Raw genomic sequence first — 17909 nt, forward strand, 5'->3', positions numbered from 1 at the left:
AATCCTCTTGATCTCAACGTTTAGGGTCAGACCCCGAGGACCGCTCTTCGATCCTCAATACGACACAAGCATGGCATCCGGGTGGCTTTCGTTCTCGGTCCGGGGCTGAACGCCCAGAATCGCGGCGGCCCGACGGATGACGTTGGAGCTGACATTGGCGGCGTTCCAGGCCGCGAGCGCCGGCAGGCCGGGCTTCTCGGGCTTCGGATCGTCGATCGAGATCAGCATCACATATTCCGGGTTATCCATCGGGAAGGCCGACAGGAAGGAGTTGAGGTAGTGCCCCTCGACATAGCGCCCGTTGACGATCTTCTCGGCCGTGCCGGTCTTGCCGCCGACGACATAGCCGGCGACGTCGGCGTTGCGGCCGGATCCCTTGACGGCATTGAAGCGGAACAGCCAGCGCATCTCGTCGCTGGTCTTCTTGGAAATCATCTGCGTCGAGTCGGCCATCGCGTCTTCCGGCGTGCGCGGGAAGAAGGTGGGCGAGAACAGATGGCCGCCATTGACCAGCGCGGCGTCGGCCATCGCGGCCTGCATCGGCGTAACCGCGATGCCGTGGCCGAAGGAGACGGTGAGCTGCGTCGCCTGGCTCCAGCGCTTCGGAACCTGCGGCGTCGCGACCTCGGGCAGGTCCGTCTTCAGCCGGGTCGAGAGGCCGAACTTCTTCAGATAGGCCTGCTGCTCTTCCTGGCCGACGGCGAGCGCCATCTTGGCGGTGCCGATGTTCGACGAATACTGGAAGATCTCCGGCACGGTCAGGAAGCGCGCCTTGGCGTGGAAGTCGCGGATCGTGTTGCGGCCGACGCGGATCGGGAAGCGCGCGTCGATGCTGTCGCTCATCTTCACGCGGCCGGAATCGAGCGCCATCGCGAAGGTGAAGCTCTTGAACACCGAGCCGAGCTCGAAGGTGCCGGCGGTCAGGCGGTTGAGACGATCGGGCTTGTTGGCGTCGACCGGATTGTTCGGGTCGAAATCGGGCAAGGACGCCATCGCCATGACCTCGCCGGTCTTGGCGTTGAGGATCACGCCCATGGCGGCGACCGACTGGTAGCGCTGCATGGCGCCGACCAGCTCGTCGCGCAGGATGTGCTGGACGCGAAGGTCGATCGAGAGCCGCACAGGCTGCAGATCGGCGCCCTTGGTGGCGAAGCCGGCGCCGTGCAGGTCGCCGAGACCGCGCTCGTCGATCGCCTTCTCGATGCCGGCGATGCCCTGGTTGTCGATGTTGACGAGGCCGACGATATGCGCGGCGGCCGGGCCGCCCGGATAGAAGCGCCGGTTCTCGGTCAGGAAGCCGACGCCGGGAATGCCGAGATTGTGCAGCTCGGACTGCTGCTTCGGCGTGATCTCGCGCTTGACCCAGACGAAGCCGGCATTGGTCGAGAGCCGCTTGCGCAGCTGGTCGGCGTCGATGTCGGGCAGCACGCTGGTGATCAGCTCGGCCGCCTCGTCCGGATCGACGATCTTGTTCGGCTCGGCGAACAGCGACGACGTCTTGATGTCGGTGGCGAGGATTTCGCCATTGCGGTCGACGATATTCGGCCGCGCGCTCGCGACCGACGAGGAGGCGCTGCCGCGCGCACCCGCCGCCGCCTGCTCGCTCATACCGAGCATGACGAGCCGGCCGCCGATCACGCCATAGACCAGCATGAACACCATCATCGTCAGCCCGATGCGGCTGCGCGTCTGGTCATGCTTGGCCTTGCTCGCCCCCTTCAGCGCGACATGGCGCGCACCGTTGGCGGGGCTGAACATGTTGGGACGGTCGGTGAGCGTCATCGTCATGGCTGTGCTCCCGTGTAACGGGGCCTGGCGGGGGGAATGGGCTTGGCCTGGGAAAGAGCCTTGGCCACGGGCAGCGGCTTAGCGACGCCACTGGTGATGATCCCGTCAATGGAGGCGGACGGCACCTGGATCGGCTTGTCCGGCACTTCGTCCAGCGACGCGAGCTGGCGGACGTCGAGGGCCTTCAGATGCAGATAGTCACCGTAGCGCTCGACCAGGCCCTGCAGCCGGGCCGGCTGGTCGAGCACGCTCCATTCGGCCCGAAGCACCGTCATCGCTTCCTTCTCGCGGGCGATGTCGCGACGCAGCTCCATGACGTGATCGGCGGCGCGGCCGGCGCGATCTTTCATGGCGTAGGTCAGCACGGCGCCGGCGACCATCAAAGCAACCCAGATGACATTGAGTGCCCGGAGCATTACGACCTCGCCGCTTTGAATTCTGGGAGCGCTGGAACACCCGCCGCCTCGGCATCGAACGGACGCGACGGCGCCTCGGTGCGAATGCCGGCGCGAAGCTTGGCCGAACGGGCGCGCGGATTGCGCGCGGTCTCGGCATCGCCCGCCACGACCGCGCCCTTGACCGCCAGCGTGAAGGTCGGCGTCGCCACGGTGCGTTCCGGCAGATGGCGCGAGCCGCCCGCCCTCACCTCGCTGCGATCGGCGAGGAAGCGCTTGACGATGCGATCCTCGAGCGAATGGAACGAGACGATCACCAGCCGTCCGCCCGGCTTCAGCACGCGCTCGGCGGCGGCGAGCGCCCGGCCGAGCTCGTCGAGCTCCTGGTTGACGTAGATCCGGAGCGCCTGGAACGTGCGGGTCGCCGGATGGATCGGGTCCGTCGGCTTCTTGCCGACGACGCGCTCGACGAGCCCGGCGAGCTCGCTGGTGCGCAGATACGGCTTGGCGACGCGATCCTGGGTGATGGCGCGGGCGACGGCGCCGGCGCGGCGCTCTTCGCCGAGCACCGAGATGATGCGGGCGAGATCGCGCGCTTCCATCGTGTTGACCACGTCGGCGGCGCTCGGCCCTTCCTGGCTCATGCGCATGTCGAGCGGGCCGTCGAAGCGGAACGAGAAGCCGCGCTCGGCCTCGTCGAGCTGCATCGACGAGACGCCGATATCGAGGACGACGCCGTCGACCGTCTCGTGGCCGAGCGAGGCCGCGATCGCGTCGAGATCGCCGAAACGGCCATGGGCGAGCTGCAGCCGGCCGCCATATTCGGCGACGACCGCCTGGCCGTCGGCGATGGCGTTGGGATCGCGATCGATGCCGATGACGTTCGCGCCGGCGTCGAGGATGGCACGGCTGTAGCCGCCGAGGCCGAACGTGCCGTCAATAACTACGCCGCCCGGCGCGGGCGCGAGATAGCGCAGGACCTCGTCGAGGAGGACGGGAACGTGACGGTCGGCGCCGCCCTGCGATGCGCCGGCGATCATTCCGTCCCTCCCGAGGCGCGCGAGCCGGAGCCCAGGCGACGCCGCAATTCGCGAACGCGGTTCTTCGCCTCGTCGCGATAGGCGACGAAACGTTCCGGTTCCCAGATCTGAAACTTGTAGCCCTGCCCCACGAAGGTCACCGTGTCGCGGATCCCGGCATGGGCCTTGATCGCCTCCGAGAGCGCCACGCGCCCTTCCGGATCGACCTTCAGCACCTCGCTCTCGCCGATCAGCGTCGTCGAGAGAAACTCGTGATCCTCGGAGAACGGCTCGAACAGCGTCAGGCTGGCGCGGATCTGCGTCACGAGGCGATTGCCCCCCGCGTCGACCGCGTTCTGGTCCAGCGTCGGACAGCAATAGAGCCCTTCGAAACCATCGCGCACGAGCACGGAGCGAAACGAGGCGGGAATCGACACCCGCCCTTTCGAGTCCAGCTTGTTGGTGAAGGTTGAAACGAATTCGTCCATCACCCCTCGCGCTGGCGCCCCTTTCGAAAATGGCCATTGACGATCCGCCCGCGTGCCGAGCCTGGAAAACACTCAAAGGACGCAGACTGGAAACAACACCCCGGCGTACCGCACCGCTCCACGGATCGACCTGAATGTGTCGACCGCAGCGCCCTCGAACCGGGATGATTTGGGATAACATGGGTGCGTATGGGCGTCAATGGAATCGGCCCCCACGACAGGCGGGTGCCCAGACGCCAATCACACCTCGTTAGCCTTAATATTCCGTAGCTTTTTCAAGGAAAGGCGCCAGAAAACCGGCACCGGCCAACCGCGCCGCTGCGACAAGTCGAACGTGGCGGGAGATGGGGGCAAGACGGCAAGCGGGACGAACGGCATCCCACCGGACCGTCCGGTGGGAGCGCCGCCCATGGCTGGCCCATGCGCGGCTCGCTCAGGGAGAGGTGAAGGGCTACTGCCGATTCAGGCGGCTGGCAGGATGTTGAGTGCCTTCAGAACGATTGGGGCCCTGCCCCGCAGCTCTGCCCACGCTCGCCGTCATCCCGGCCTCCGAGCCGGGATCCAATTCCGCCGGGTTGCGTGCCGCGCGGGCTCCCGAGCTTGCGTCGGCATGGATCCCGGCCTTCGCCGGGATGACGGCGGAGGGTGGTACGGTCCGAGCCGCGTATCGATGGCGCCTGAGCCTCGAAACCGCCGCGGCGCCCGCGAGCGGGCCCGGAACTCGCATGATCCGAAAAAAGGGGGAAGATTTGCCAGCCGGCCTGTAAGCCGGGTTCTGTAGGGCGGCGGCGAACCGCCGCGTGACGACCATTCATCTGGGACGCCCGTTACCGGACGCCTCTCGCGACCAACCCGGGCGACGGACCTGGAAACAGGCTGGGCTTGCGCCCGTGTCGCCCCTATTCGGTCTTGCTCCCGGTGGGGTTTACCGTGCCGTTCCCATTGCTGGGACCGCGGTGGGCTCTTACCCCACCCTTTCACCCTTACCCGTGGCGCGAACGCCCGGGCGGTTTGCTTTCTGTGGCACTTTCCCTGGGGTCGCCCCCGCCGGGCGTTACCCGGCACCGTGTTTCCATGGAGCCCGGACTTTCCTCCCCTGCGACCTTTCGGTCTTGCAGCAGCGGTCGTCCGGCCGACTGGCACTGCGGGGCTTACGAGGGCGACGGGTGCGGGTCAAGTACGCGAAACAGAAACTCTTGAAACCGCACCCGATCATGTTGGCCCGACGCTCGCGGCCGACTGCCGGCCAGGGGGAGCGCCGGCCAAACCGGTCTTCGAACTAGTTCGAGGCGATGATCTGCTGGACCTTGCCGCAATAGCGCAGCGGCCCCTTGGTCATGCGCGTGGCGCCATGGCCACCATTGTACTTCAGGATCGTGCCGCACAGGTCGCCGCCGGCGAGCTTGCGGGCCTGGCCGAGATACATCATGCCGTAGCGGATGTTGGTGTCAGGATCGTAGAGGCCCTTGGCGCTGCCCTTGTATCCCATGCCGCGCGCCGTCTGCAGCTTGACCTGCATCAGGCCGATCTCGCCGGCATTGCCGGTCATGTTGGGCTTGTAGTTGCTCTCGACCGTGACAACCGCATGCGCCAGCGACAGGGGGACGTTGTTGGCGCTGGCGTAATCCTTGATCATCGTGTCGAACCGGCTGCGCTCGGCAGCGGCGACGCGGATATCGTTCGACTTCAACAGCCGGCCTGACTGGGCGGAGGCAGGCGAGATGGCGAAGCTGCTGGTGGCAACCAGCGCGGCCATGGCGAGTACGCAGAACTTCTTCATACCTGGGGGTGAACTCTCATCATTGAAGATGGGAGCTTCTCTCGCCGCCCAAGAGTCCCGAAATGGGGCACCTGAACTAAAATCAGATTACAGGCTTTAACATTCCGTGATCGCCAATCGAACCGGTCAAATTGCTTTGCCGGTTTAGCGGTTTACCCCTTCCGCAACGGCATTTTCGGCCTTGTCGGCGAGGGCCCGGCCCAGCCGATGCAGGGTGGCGATCGTCGAGGAATCGGCTATTCCATCGACCCGCTCGGGGCGGAAATGACGCTGGAACGCGGTCACCACCTGCTCCGTCGCCAGATCGTAAACACCTGTGATCTGAATGGGATATCCGTAGAGCGCGAGCATGGCCTGCAGCGCCTCGATCGGCGCGCCGCTTTCACCGGCGCTAAAAAAACGACCGCCCCGAATCGGCTCCGGCTCGACGAAATGGCCTACCCCAGCGGCGGCAAGGCGCGACCAGGGAAACTTCTCGCCGGGGTCGCGTTTGCGGGCCGGCGCAACGTCCGAGTGAGCAAGGATTCGTTCCGGACGAATGCCGTGACGAGCGCAAATGTCGCAGGCAAGCGCGATCACCGCTTCGATCTGAACGTCCGGAAAATCGGGATAGCCATGGTCATGGCCCAGATTGGCGATCTCGATTCCGATCGATCGGGAGTTGATATCGTCCTTACCGTGCCAGGAAGAGACGCCGGCATGCCACGCCCGGTCCGCCTCGGCGACGAGCTGGGTGATCGTGCCGTCCTCGGCCACGACATAGTGGCAGGAGACCTGCGAGGCCGGGTCGCAGAGCAGGTCGATCGCCGCCTCGGCCGTCTTCATGTCGGTATAGTGCAGGATGAGGATATCCACCGGCGCGCCGTCCGCGCGGGGACCGAAATTCGGCGAGGGCCGCCAGGCCACATTGGGCAGAGCCGCGTCAGGCAATGGTTTCTCCATGATCGGAAAGCCCGCGTCGCGCGGTCCTACCCCATTCTATCTCAGGCAAACGCCCGCTCGCGGCGGATGCGGTCATAGGCGCCGTTCAGCGCCGCGAGCTTGGCCGTGGCGATGGCAAGGAACTCCGCCGGCACGCCGCGCGCGATCAGCCGGTCGGGATGCGTCTCCGCGACGATCCGCCGGTAGTGCCGCTTGACGTCGTCGTTCGAGGCGCCGCGATCGATGCCGAGGATGAGATAGGGATCGCCCTCCTCCGGCACGACATGGCGGCTGCTGATGCGGGCGAAGGCGGCCTCGGGGATGCCAAAGATCGACGCCACGCTGTCGAGGAAGGCCATCTCGTCCTGATGCACCATGCCGTCGGCCTTGGCGATGTGGAACAGGCCGTCGATGATGTCCTCAAACACCGGCGAGCCATGGTCGAACAGGCCGGCGAGTTTTCGCGCGTAAGCGTCGAAGCCGGCGACGTCCTGCTTGGCGAGGTTGAACAGCCGCGCCACGTTCTGGCGCTCGTTCGGCGGAATCTCGAAGAGTTCCTCGAACGCCGCCACCTCGCGAGGCGTCACGACGCCGTCCGCCTTCGCCATTTTCGCCGAGAGCGCGATCATCGAGACGGAGAAAGCCACCTGCCGCCGGTTCTCGGGCGTGCCGAGCAAAGCCGTGCGCACAGCTTCAATGAGACCGTCCAGCGCCTGCCCGATGGTGCAGGTGCAGGGCAGTTGCCGGATGAAATCGCCGAGTCGTTGCCAGATTGTCATCGACAGAGAATAGGCGAGCCGGTCGTTCGAGGCGAGAGTCCAGGGTGTCGCGCTGGCATGCGTCTAGCGAATGGCTTGCCCTCCGCCGAGGCGACCGCGAAAGCGCCCTACTCGATTTCCAGCAGGCTGACCTTGCGCGCGACGGAGACGGCGAGGCTGCGGCGGCCGACGCCGAGCTTGGCGTAGAGGTTCTTCAGGTGGAACTTCACCGTCGCCTCGGTCAGGCCGAGATCGCGGGCGATCTCCTTGTTTGTCGCGTCGCGCGCCAGAAACTCCAGCACTTCCGCCTCGCGCACGCTCAGAAGCTCGGTGCCGAGGCGCGGCTGCGCCGCTTTGACCTGGTGGAAGGCGCCGGCGATGCGGCTGACGAACTCGGCCGTCTTCGGGCTGAAGGTGGAGAGGCCGAAGCGGCGGACGATGCCGCGCACCGCCTGCGACAGCGGCCGCCCCTCGTCCAGGAAGATCTGCAGGCAGTCCTGCGGCCGCGCCAGCGCGATCGAGCGCTGCAGCGCCGCCAGCGCATCCTCCATCCGCCCCGCCGCCCAATAGGCCTCGATCGCGACGACCGTGCCGGCCAGAAGGTGCCAGCCGTGCTCCGCCTCCGTCGCGTCGGCGATCAGGTGCTCGGCGCGGCGCACGGCGGCATCCGCCGCGCCGGTGCGGGCGAGCAGCCGCGCCGAGACGACGGCTGCGTCGCTCCATTCGCGCCAGGTCGGCCACGCGGCCGCGTCTTCCAGATCCGGCATGGCGGCGATGAGCTGCCCGGCCGATTCCACCAGCCCTGCCCGCGTCAGAAGCTCGGCCCGCAGGATGGCGACGGCGAGGCGGAGGCGCTGCAGGTCGCGCTCGATCGCCACCTCCTCGGCGCGGTCCAGCACGCCCTGCGCCGCCTCGATGCCGACGAGCCCCATCTGCGCCCGCGCCTGCGTGCCGAAGCCGCGCACGAACAGGTCCACCCAGCCTTCGCCGCGCGCGAGATAGGGCAGATCCTCGGTCATCATCTTCGCGGCGGCGGCGACCTCGGACTGCTGGTAGAGCGCCTCGGCCAGCGGCAGGTGCACAATGGCCAGCAGGCGGCGGTCGCTCCATTGCGTGCGCTGGGTCAGTTCCTCCGCCTCGCGCGCCAGGAGCAGCGCCGCCGACGGCCGCCCCATCAGCATCGTCACCAGCGCCAGGTGGATGATCATGAAGATCTGCGCATAGGCCGCCCGCTCCTCACGGTAGCAGGCGAGCGAGCGCAGCGCGTTGGTGCGCGCCTTGTCGAGATCGCCGCGCCTTGTGTGCACGATGCAGAGATGGTTGTAGACCCAGCCGCGCTCCCACGTGTCCTTGGGCCCGAAGCGGCCGAGCAGCCGGTCGAGCTCCTTCAGCTGCGCATCGTCGAGGCCGCAATCCTCGTAGATGTCGATCATGCCCTCGATGTGCTCGTAGTCGAGCTCGGACTGCGGCCCGCTGTCGTCGAGGGCTTCGATCTCGCCGGATTCGCGCAGGTCGTCGATGATCTCGCGCGCCGAGCGGATGCGGCCGCGCTTCGCCAGCACCAGCGCATAGATCAGCTTCAGGCTCGGCGAGCGGTAGATGTCGGCGGCGGGAATGTTCTCGATCAGCCGCTCCAGCACCGTGTGGCCGGCGCGCAGGAAGATGTTGACGCCGCCGGCCTGGCGGATCGTCTCGGCGGCGAGCGCGAAATCACCGGCGAGCGAGGCGTGGGTCACCGCCTTTTCGAGATGGTCGCGCGCCGCGAACCAGGTCGCCGCGCGGGAATGCAGGCCGAGGACGCGCTCGGAAGGGTGCAATTGCAACTGCGAGGCAAAGGTGGCGCGCAGCACCGGATGCAGCCGGAACCAGCCCGGCCGCTGGTCGACGGGCACGATGATCGGCGCGAAATCCTCGAGATCGCGCACCGAGCGCTGTTCGACTGCGACGCCAGCGAGATGCGAGGCGAGGTCGAGCGGGAAATCGGCGAGGATGGAGCAGACCGTCAGCGCCTCGCGCATGTCAGGCGGGATGCGCGGCACGATCTCCTCCAGCACGAAATCGCGCAGGATCCGGTGCGTTCCGGCGACGATCTCGGCCCGCTCGCGCGGATCCTCCGTGCCAGAAAGCAGCGGCACGGCGAGCTGCACCAGCGCCGGCCAGCCGCCGGTTAGCTCCGCGAAGGCATCGAACTCCGCCGCCGACAGCCGCTTGCCGACGAGCCGCCGCATCTCGGCGCGGGTGAAGGCGAGCTCGCCCGAAAGCAGCTCCGTCAGGAAGCCGCGCAGGCGGAAGCGCGACAGCGGGATCTCCGGCCGGCTGCCGGAAGCGATCACGACGCGCACATTGTCCGGCAGATGCCGGAAGAAGGCGGAGCAGCAGGCGAGGAACGCCTCGCCGCCGGCGGTCTGGAACTCGTCGAGGAAGAGGACGACGCGCTCGCCACATTCGGCAATCCGCTCGAGCAGGCGCTGCGTCTCGACGACCGGATCGGCGGCGCGAACCGCCGCCGGCCGCAGCGCAAACGCCGCAGCGACGCCATCGAGAAAGACGAAGGGGTCGGCGTCGGCCGCCGAGACGGAGAGCCAGCCGAAGCAGTCGCCGGGCTCCCGCACGCCCTCGAACGCGCTCGCCAACAGCTCGGTCTTGCCGAAGCCCGGCGGCGCCTGCAGGACGACGATCTGGCCGGCGATGCCCTGCCGGATGCGGTCGGTGAGGAAGGGTCTCGGCATGGCGTCGCCGAGACGTCGCGGCACATGGGTGCGCCGCCGCGCCTCGGCAGAGAGTTCGACGACAGTGAGTACCGTCATGGGATTCGCAACAGGGTGCTTTCCATCTCGAAGACAGAGCCTCGCCCCAACTGGAATCCGAATATAGCGGCGCTTTTGCGATGCACTAGAGCCGATGCATTAGCACCTCGCGTCAGAGACCGAGCCCGACATAGTCGTGCTTCAGCCCGAAGGCGCGCGGGCCGAACACTTCGAGCGCCTCCGGCGTGCGCATGATCGGCGGCACGCGCACAGCCAGCACATTGACGCGCTGGCCGTAGCGCAGCCGCTCGGTCAGGATCGGCTCCGCCGTGTCGACGTCGAGCAGGCAGATCAGGTCCGGCACGATCGCCAGCACGTCGCTGCCCTGCTCCACCACCAGGTTCTCGTTCTGGATGCGGATCCGCATCGGCTCGCCGCCGCCGAACGGCTCGATCGTGGCGATGCCGACCGACCAGCCATTCTCCATCCGCCGCGCCACGTCCGTCACCTTGCCGGAGCCGACGATGCGCGCCTCCTCGTAGTGGGTGGTGGCGAAGAAATCGATCAGCGCCTTCATCCCGTCATGATGGTTCTCGCGCGCCTCGCGCAGCGTGCGGCCGATGCCGATCGCGAGCGACACGGTGCCCGGAACCGAGACGCGGCGTGCGGTCTCGCCGTTCATGCCGTAATTGGCGATATAGGCCTGGCCGCCCATGCGGATGGTGAGGCCGCGCGCGACCCATTCGGCCTTGGCGGCCGAATTCGTGCTGATGATGCCGCAATTGCCCTGCTCGTCGGCGATCGCCACCGGCGCCGCCGGGACGCCATAGACGTTGAAGGTCTCCATCTCGAGCTGCGGAAAGGCACGGCCCATGCCGTCGCCATCGACCAGCGGCAGGCCCCGCTTCGCGGCGATCATCACCGGCGTGGTCGAGTTCACCCCGCCCGCCTCGAACGGCATGACCGCCTCGATCTTGTAGCCGACATGCGCCTCGTAGGTGTCGAAGGCGAGGCCGAGCTCTTCGCCGGAAGGGATCTTCTCGATCAGGATGGTCGGCGCGCCCATGGCGCCGCAGGTCAGGACCCGGAGGTCGTCGGCCAAGTCCTCGAGCTGGAGCAGCGGCACCGGGCCGTGCTCCTCGATGGCGTTGCGCGCCAAAAGCTTGCCGATATAGGGATCGCCGCCGCCGCCGGTTCCCAGCACCGCCGCGCCGAGGGCGAGATCGTCGAGGTCGTCGAGCGTGATATGCGTGATCATGTCAGGCCATGGCCTCGATGGGGGTGAAGGGGTGATCGAGGCCGAAGCAGCGCGGCCCGAACACGGCGAGCGCCTCGGGCGTGCGCATGATCTCGGGCACCGCGACGGCGACCACGGTGACGCGCTGGCCGTAGCGCAGCTCCTCGGTGGTGATCGGCTCGGCGCTCTCGCTGTCCATGATGCAGATGAGATCCGGCACGATCGCCTTGACGACGCCGTCGACGGTCGCGATCAGGTTCTCGTTCTGGATCTCGATCCGCATCGAGCCGACCCAAGGCGAGAGCCCGTCAATGCGGCAGCGGCCGACGGAAAAGCCGTTGCGCGTCTCGCGCTGCACGTCGGCCAGCTTGCCGCTGAAGATGACGCGGGCGTGGTGGTAGAGCGTCTGCGGCATCAGCGCGAGCAGCGCGTCGAGCGGGTTCAGGTGGTTGGCCTTGGCCTCGCGCAGGCAGCGGCCGATCCGCATGGCGAGCGTCATGGTGTTGGGGACCGAGGTTCGCTTCACGTCGGCGCCGGACATGGAATATTCGGCGATGTAGGCGCAGCCGCCCATGCGGATCGCCACCATGCGCGACAGCCACTCCATCGACTTGTTGTCGGCGGCCATGATCAGCGTCGAGTCGTTGTCCTCGTCGGTGACGTACATCGGGCTGCCCGACACGCCATAGACGCCGAACGTCTCCATCTGCAGCTCCGGGAAGGCCCGGCCCATGCCGTCGGCATCGACGATCGGAATGCCGAGGCGCGCACCGACCACCAGCGGGATGGTCGAATTGATGCCGCCGATCTCGATCGGCATCGTCGCGAACGCCTTGCGGCCGAGATGCTTCTCCAGCGACTTGAAGGAGTGCAGAGCCTCCTCGCCGCTCGGCAGCTTCTCGATCAGAACCGTCGGCGCGCCCATCATCGCGGTCGGGATGACCAGGGCGTCGTCGGGCACGTCGGCGGGATCAATCAGATCGATGGTCAGCCCCTCGTCGAGGCATTGCTGCGCCATCAGGCGGCCGACATAGGGGTTGCCGCCACCGCCCGTTCCGAGGAAGGCGGCGCCGACGGCGAGGTCGCGGAGGTCTTCGGAGGTAAGCTTCATCGCTTCAGCCCATCACCAGGTCGCCGACCGCCTTGACGCGGATGCGCGTGGCGCTTCCGGGCAGGTAGGCGAGCGGGACCTCCTCGATGTCGACGATCTTGACGCTGGCCGGATCGGCGCCGGCATTGGTCGAGCGCTCGGTCGCCTCGGCCTTGGCGGAGGCGAGCACGATGTCGCGCGAGGTGCCTTCGAGCGAGAAGATGCGGTCGATCTCGCCGCCGACCTGGGCGATCGCCGCGCCGATCGCGTTGGCGACCGAGGCGTTTTCCGGCCGGATCACCTTCGACGCCGACGGCAGGTCGCGCGAGACCAGGATGGAGCCGCCGCCGACCAGGATGACGGGCAGCGGATCGGCGCTCGTCTTCATCCGGTCGACCGCCTCATCGACGATGCGGTGCATGGTGTCGAGCGCGTTGTTGATCGTCTTGGCCGGGATATGCGCCACGCGCGAGCGGTCGCCGATGTCTTCCAGACCCGCCGCCACGACGATGTCGGTGGTGGTCAGCGTGTCGCCGCCGAAGACCAGCGCCTTGGAGATGATCTCGTAGCCGACCGAATCCGGGCCGATGCGCATACCCTCGTCGCGGACGATCGAGCCGCCGCCGAGGCCGACGGCGAGCACGTCCGGCATGCGGAAATTGGTGCGCACGCCGCCGATGTCGACGGCAACCGCCGATTCACGCGGGAAACCCTGCATCAGCATGCCGACGTCCGACGTCGTGCCGCCGATGTCGACGACCATCGCCTCGGTCTCGCCGGCGAGCAGCGCCGCGCCGCGCATCGAATTGGTCGGGCCGGAGGCGAAGGTGAGCACCGGATAGCGCGCGACATAGTCCGGGGTCATCAGCGTGCCGTCGTTCTGGCTGATGAAGAACGGCGCCTCGATCGAGAGTTCCTTCAGCGCGTTGTGGAAGGAATTCACCACCTTCGTCGAGAGATCGGCGAGGCAGGCGTTCATAATCGTCGCGTTCTCGCGCTCCAGGAAGCCGACGCGGCCGATCTCGTGCGACAGCGAGATGGAGAGGTCCGGCACCTCGTTCATCAGGATCTCGGCGGCGCGCTGCTCCATCACCGGAGTCACCGGCGAGAACACCGAGGTGATCGACGCCGTCTTGAGGCCGCGCGCGCGGATCTCGCGGGCGATCCTGAGGATCTCCTTCTCGTCGAGAGGCGAGATCTCGCGGCCGTCGAATTCGTGGCCGCCGCGTACCATGAAGATGTGGCGGCCGAGCGTGGTGGCGAGATCGTTGGGCCAGTCCGTCATCGGCGGCAGGCCCTTGGTCGCCGGCAGGCCGAGACGGATGGCGGCGACTTCGAGCAGGCGCTTGCGCTCGACCACGGCGTTGGTGAAGTGCGTGGTGCCGATCATCACCGCCTTGATCTCGGACACCGAGACGCCGGTCATGCTCAGAACGTTCTTGAGCACGGTGCTGATGCCCGAGCTCACATCCGACGTGGTCGGTGTCTTGCAGGCGCCCTTGACGGTCATGCCGTCCATGAGGGCGGCGTCCGTGTTGGTGCCGCCGACGTCAATGCCGATACGCATTATCGAACCTCGATCTTGGAATTGTTCGGTGCAGTCTTGTCAGGCGACCAGCGCCTCTGACCATTCGGGGTCCCAGCCGATCGTCACGACCGTGCCGGGGGCGAAGCGCTCGACATGCGCCTGGTTCTGGCGTTCGGCGATGATCTGCTGCTCGCCGACCTGGAGGCGGTAGCGCACGATGGCGCCCTGGTAGGTTTCGCTGAGCACGGTTGCGTCGAGGCGGATGTCGCGCTCGCCGACGGCGCCGCCGATCAGCACGTTTTCCGGCCGCACCACCAGCTTGGCGGCGGAACCCGGCGCGACGCCGTTCGCGGCGCGGGCGAAGAGCGGACGTCCCGCGAGGACGACGGTGACGCCGTCGCCGTTGCGGTCGCTGACCGTCACGTCGAGCATGTTGGAATGGCCGATGAAACTGGTGACGAACAAAGTCTTCGGCCGCTCGTAGATCTCCTGCGGCGTGCCGATCTGGACGATGCGCGACTTCGACATCACGCCGATCCGGTCGGACATGGTCAGCGCCTCGTCCTGGTCGTGCGTGACATAGACGGTGGTGATGCCGAGCTTCTTCTGGAGGTCCTTGATCCAGAACTTCATTTCCTCGCGCAGGCCCTTGTCGAGCGCCGAGAGCGGCTCGTCGAGCAGCAGGATGCGCGGCTCGGTGACCAGCACGCGGGCGAGCGCCACGCGCTGCTGCTCGCCGCCCGAGAGCTGGCGCTGGTAACGCTCGCCATAGCCGGCGAGGCCCACCTGCTTCAGCGCCTCGGTGACGCGCCAGGCGATCTCGTTCTTCGCGCGCTTGCGCAGCTTCAGGCCGAAAGCGATGTTTTCCGCCACGTTCATGTGCGGGAAGATCGCGTAGTTCTGGAAGACGATGCCGATGTCGCGCTTCTCCGGCGGCAGCGCGGTGACGTCGTCCGATCCGATCAGGATCTTGCCGGAAGTCGGCTTGATGAAGCCGGCGATCATGCGCAGCGTCGTCGACTTGCCGCAGCCGGAGGGGCCGAGGAGGGAGAAGAACTCCCCCTCCCCGATATGCAGGTCTATCTCGGAGACGGCGTTCCCCTCGCCATAGGTCTTGGTGAGGCTTTGGAGACGGATGTCAGACATGGTGATGAGGTTCCGTTGCCGGGATCGATCGGGGCGGAGCGGTTCGCGTCAGCCGGCGAAGATGCCGTTCACGGTCTCGACGATGTCCTCTTCGTGCTCGTTGTAGCTCTTCCAGTCCGGCGTCCAGTAACCGGCGATCGCGTCGGCCGTGTTGGTCACGCCCTTGGAGGCGAGGTTCGGCGTGATCACGACGTCCTTGTTGACCGGGCGCTGGTAGAAGGTGCTGCCCATCACCGACTGCAGCTTGGTGTCGAGCGTGCGGTTCAGAAGCGCGTAGGCGAGCTTCTTCTCCACCGGCTCGGCATAGCGGCTGACCGTCTTGGTCTGGGTCAGGATCGGCTTGATCTCGTCCCAGAGCATCGGCGCGACCTTCACGCCCTTGTCCATCTGCTGATAGACCTCGGCGTCGTGCTGGACGGCGATCTCGACCTCGCCGCGCTCCAGCAGCGTCTGCATGTTGCCGGTGAAGTCGGAGATCTTCATCGGCATGGCCTTGCGCATGGCCTCATAGCCGGCGTCGAGGTCGTACTGGTCCTTGCCGAACAGCTTGCAGGCGGCGATGAAGAAGTCCATCTGCAGGCCGTTCGAGGTGACGTAGGTGCCGCGCTTGCCGGCGAACTTCTCTTCCCAGAAGTCCTTGAAGCTGGCCGGCTTCGGATCGACCAGGTCGGAGCGGTAGGCGTAGCAGTAGCGCGTGTAGCTCCACGTCACGCCGACGCCGTTCTCGGTCGCGAACGGCCAGATCGACTTGGCGTTCGGCAGGTTGGCGACCAGTTCGTCGATCGGCACGAAGAAATCGCCGGCCGCCGCCGTCTTGAACATCTCGCCATAGTTCCAGTTCACCAGCGCGAAGGGCGGCTTCTGCGGCCCGCCGGCGACGAATTTCGGGAACCAGGGGAAGGAACTCTCGTAGGCGATCTTGCAGTTGAAGTCCTTCTCGAACTGGTTGAGCAGTTCCTTGCGGACGATCTCCTCCCAGAAGCCGCCCCACTCCGCGATGCGGAGCGTGGCGCCGCCGGCGTCGAAGACGCTGCCGTCATAGGAGACGTCCTGCGAGAAGGCGTGGTTGATGTTGAACAGATTGACGCCGGAACCGAGCGCGAGCGCGCCGGCCGAACCCTTCAGAAAGCCGCGTCGCGTAGGGGCGGCACCCTTGATCCAATTCTTCATTGTAGTTCCCCATTGTTGTTCTGGAACACCCCGGTCCTCTTGATGGGTGGGGTGAAGACATCGGCCTTTGAGCACGCGCACGGCCTCAGGCCCGGAAGACCCTCCGCAGGCTGACAAGTCGGGACGAAATGACGGTGGATAGGACGACGAGGGCGATGGCAAAGATGCCGGCGGCCGCCGCGGTGGGCTCGAATTTGTAGCGAAGCGAAATGTACATCGCCATCGGCAGCGGCTCGTGGTTCGGGACCGACAGGAACAGCGTGGTCTCGAACTGGCCGAAGGAGACGATGAAGGCGAAGATGCAGCCGGCGGAGATGCCCGGCGCGATGATCCGGAGCGTCACCTTGCGGAACGCCGTCCAGGGCGAGGCGCCGAGGCTGCGGGCCGCCTCCTCCAGCGACACGTCGAAGCCGACCAGCGAGGCGGTGACGGTGGCGATGACGAACGGGCTGGTCACCAGCACGTGGCAGATCAAGAGCCCGGTGAAAGTGCGGGCGAGGCCGATGTCGGTCGTCGTGAAGAAGACGTAGAGCGACAGGCCGAGCACGACGCCGGGCAAAACGATCGGCAGCATGAAATAGCCGCGCAGGAACGAGGCCGCCCGGCTGCCGGAGCGCGCCAGATAGAGCGCCGCGAGCGTGCCGATCACGGTCGAGATCGCGGTGGCGGCGAGCGCCAGCAGGAAGGAATAGAGATAGGCCGAGAGGAAGATCGGCGAGCTCAGGAAGGCCTTCACCCAGCGCAGCGACAGGCCCTGCGGCGGGAAGGTCAGGTAGTCGCCGGCATTGAGACCGGCGAGCACGACGATGGCGAGCGGCAGCAGCAGCACCAGCAGCGCGAAGCCGGCGATGAGCTTGAAGACGAGCGGGATCGCGGATTCGTCACGCATCACGTCCGTCCTCCCGCCGTGCGCACGGCAGCCTTGTGGTAGATGAAAACCGCGAACAGGCTGGTCACGAAGAGTACGACCGCGACGGCGGCGCCGAACTGCCAGCGGCCGGTCTCGGCGATCTGCTGGTAGATGTGGATCGGCAGGACCATCACCTTCCAGCCGCCCATCAGCGCCGGCACGACATAGGACGAGATCGACAGCGCGAAGACGAGCAGCGATCCGGCCAGGATGCCCGGCATGGAGAGCGGCAGGACGACCCGCCAGAAGGCCTGGGCGCGGGTGGCGCCGAGGCTGCGCGCCGCTTCCTCGAGCGAGGGGTGGATCGCCTTGATGATGCCGATCAGCGACAGCACCATGAAGGGCAGCGTCACCTGCACCAGCCCGACGACGACGCCAAAGGTGTTGTACATCAGGGGCAACGGCTTCTCGATCAGGCCGATCGACATCAGCGCGCCGTTGATCAGGCCGTTGTCGCCCATCAGCACCATCAGCCCATACATGCGGATGACGGTGTCGAGCTGCATCGCCGACAGGACCAGGATCATCAGGAAGGTGTTGCGGCCGGGATGCTCGGTCTTGGCGATGACGAAGGCGAGCGGATAGCCGATCACCAGCGCGCAGGCCGCCACCACCGCCGCGATCCCGATCGAGCGCAGGATCGCCAGGTAATAAAGCGGCCGCGTGAAGATGCGGACGAAATTGTCGAGGGTGAAATTGCCGGCGAAGGTGACGACGCCGGGCACCGACTTGTCGAAGGCGATGGCGAAGAGCGAGGCGGCCGGCGCCACGAAGAAGCAGAGGAACAGGACGAAGGCGGGCACGACCAGCCACCACAGGCGAAAGCCGCCGAGGGCCTCGGTGATCGATCCGCGCGCGCGGATCCTTGGTACCGCCTGGGTCTCGGCTATCGCCATCGGGTTCGCCTCCTTCCGCATGCTGGTCCGGTCTGC

Annotated in this window: 15 protein-coding genes and 1 other RNA gene; all 16 read right to left on the reverse strand. The window is 66.7% G+C overall.

The genetic code is table 11. The features are described 5' to 3' along the window. Positions 1-54 precede the first annotated feature (54 nt). The 16 genes from AC6HZP_RS17210 to AC6HZP_RS17285 all read right to left on the reverse strand — a co-directional run bounded on the left by AC6HZP_RS17210 (position 55) and on the right by AC6HZP_RS17285 (position 17873). Complete coding sequence (locus tag AC6HZP_RS17210; RefSeq protein ID WP_201400323.1) at positions 55-1788, reverse strand: peptidoglycan D,D-transpeptidase FtsI family protein; 1734 nt, start codon at positions 1786-1788, stop codon at positions 55-57. Then, entirely contained in the window at positions 1785-2204 is a 420-nt protein-coding gene (gene ftsL / locus AC6HZP_RS17215) for a cell division protein FtsL (RefSeq protein WP_497523825.1), read from the reverse strand. Before ftsL ends, AC6HZP_RS17210 begins: the two co-directional genes overlap by 4 nt. Then, positions 2204-3223 carry a 16S rRNA (cytosine(1402)-N(4))-methyltransferase RsmH gene (gene rsmH / locus AC6HZP_RS17220; protein WP_497523826.1) on the reverse strand — a complete coding sequence of 340 codons (1020 nt, stop codon included), beginning with the start codon at positions 3221-3223 and terminating at the stop codon, positions 2204-2206. The genes ftsL and rsmH overlap by 1 nt, the downstream gene beginning before the upstream one ends. Then, positions 3220-3690, reverse strand: a complete 471-nt coding sequence (locus tag AC6HZP_RS17225; protein ID WP_201400326.1) for a division/cell wall cluster transcriptional repressor MraZ — start codon at positions 3688-3690, stop codon at positions 3220-3222. Before AC6HZP_RS17225 ends, rsmH begins: the two co-directional genes overlap by 4 nt. Before the next feature lie 748 nt (positions 3691-4438). Further along, an RNA gene (gene rnpB / locus AC6HZP_RS17230) (RNase P RNA component class A) lies at positions 4439-4830 on the reverse strand. Positions 4831-4969: 139 nt separating this feature from the next. Then, complete coding sequence (locus AC6HZP_RS17235; protein ID WP_201400327.1) at positions 4970-5470, reverse strand: lytic transglycosylase domain-containing protein; 501 nt, start codon at positions 5468-5470, stop codon at positions 4970-4972. Positions 5471-5614: 144 nt separating this feature from the next. Then, on the reverse strand, positions 5615-6400 hold the full coding sequence (locus tag AC6HZP_RS17240) for an N-acetylmuramoyl-L-alanine amidase (protein WP_497523827.1): 786 nt from the start codon (positions 6398-6400) through the stop codon (positions 5615-5617). Positions 6401-6453: 53 nt separating this feature from the next. Further along, positions 6454-7170: a TerB family tellurite resistance protein gene (locus AC6HZP_RS17245; protein ID WP_497523828.1), complete on the reverse strand. Its 717-nt coding sequence runs from the start codon at positions 7168-7170 to the stop codon at positions 6454-6456. A gap of 107 nt (positions 7171-7277) precedes the next feature. Further along, positions 7278-9956: a LuxR C-terminal-related transcriptional regulator gene (locus tag AC6HZP_RS17250; protein WP_497523829.1), complete on the reverse strand. Its 2679-nt coding sequence runs from the start codon at positions 9954-9956 to the stop codon at positions 7278-7280. A gap of 112 nt (positions 9957-10068) precedes the next feature. After that, a complete protein-coding gene (locus tag AC6HZP_RS17255) occupies positions 10069-11154 on the reverse strand; it encodes an S-methyl thiohydantoin desulfurase family protein (RefSeq protein WP_497523830.1) in 1086 nt (361 codons plus the stop codon). 1 nt (position 11155) lies between these two features. Further along, positions 11156-12244: an S-methyl thiohydantoin desulfurase family protein gene (locus AC6HZP_RS17260; RefSeq protein WP_497523831.1), complete on the reverse strand. Its 1089-nt coding sequence runs from the start codon at positions 12242-12244 to the stop codon at positions 11156-11158. Between the two features lie 4 nt (positions 12245-12248). Further along, positions 12249-13790: a hydantoinase/oxoprolinase N-terminal domain-containing protein gene (locus AC6HZP_RS17265; RefSeq protein ID WP_497523832.1), complete on the reverse strand. Its 1542-nt coding sequence runs from the start codon at positions 13788-13790 to the stop codon at positions 12249-12251. A 39-nt stretch (positions 13791-13829) separates the two neighbouring features. After that, positions 13830-14897, reverse strand: coding sequence for an ABC transporter ATP-binding protein (locus AC6HZP_RS17270; protein ID WP_201400333.1), 1068 nt, complete (start codon positions 14895-14897; stop codon positions 13830-13832). 48 nt (positions 14898-14945) lie between these two features. Beyond that, positions 14946-16067, reverse strand: coding sequence for an ABC transporter substrate-binding protein (locus AC6HZP_RS17275; RefSeq protein ID WP_201400334.1), 1122 nt, complete (start codon positions 16065-16067; stop codon positions 14946-14948). An 85-nt stretch (positions 16068-16152) separates the two neighbouring features. Further along, positions 16153-16956, reverse strand: a complete 804-nt coding sequence (locus tag AC6HZP_RS17280) for an ABC transporter permease (protein ID WP_201400335.1) — start codon at positions 16954-16956, stop codon at positions 16153-16155. Continuing rightward, positions 16956-17873 (reverse strand): ABC transporter permease, encoded by a 918-nt coding sequence (locus AC6HZP_RS17285; protein WP_201400336.1) that lies wholly within the window; start codon positions 17871-17873, stop codon positions 16956-16958. The genes AC6HZP_RS17280 and AC6HZP_RS17285 overlap by 1 nt, the downstream gene beginning before the upstream one ends. Positions 17874-17909 lie beyond the last annotated feature (36 nt).

The sequence above is a fragment of the Kaistia sp. SLG-1 genome, from assembly GCF_059699055.1.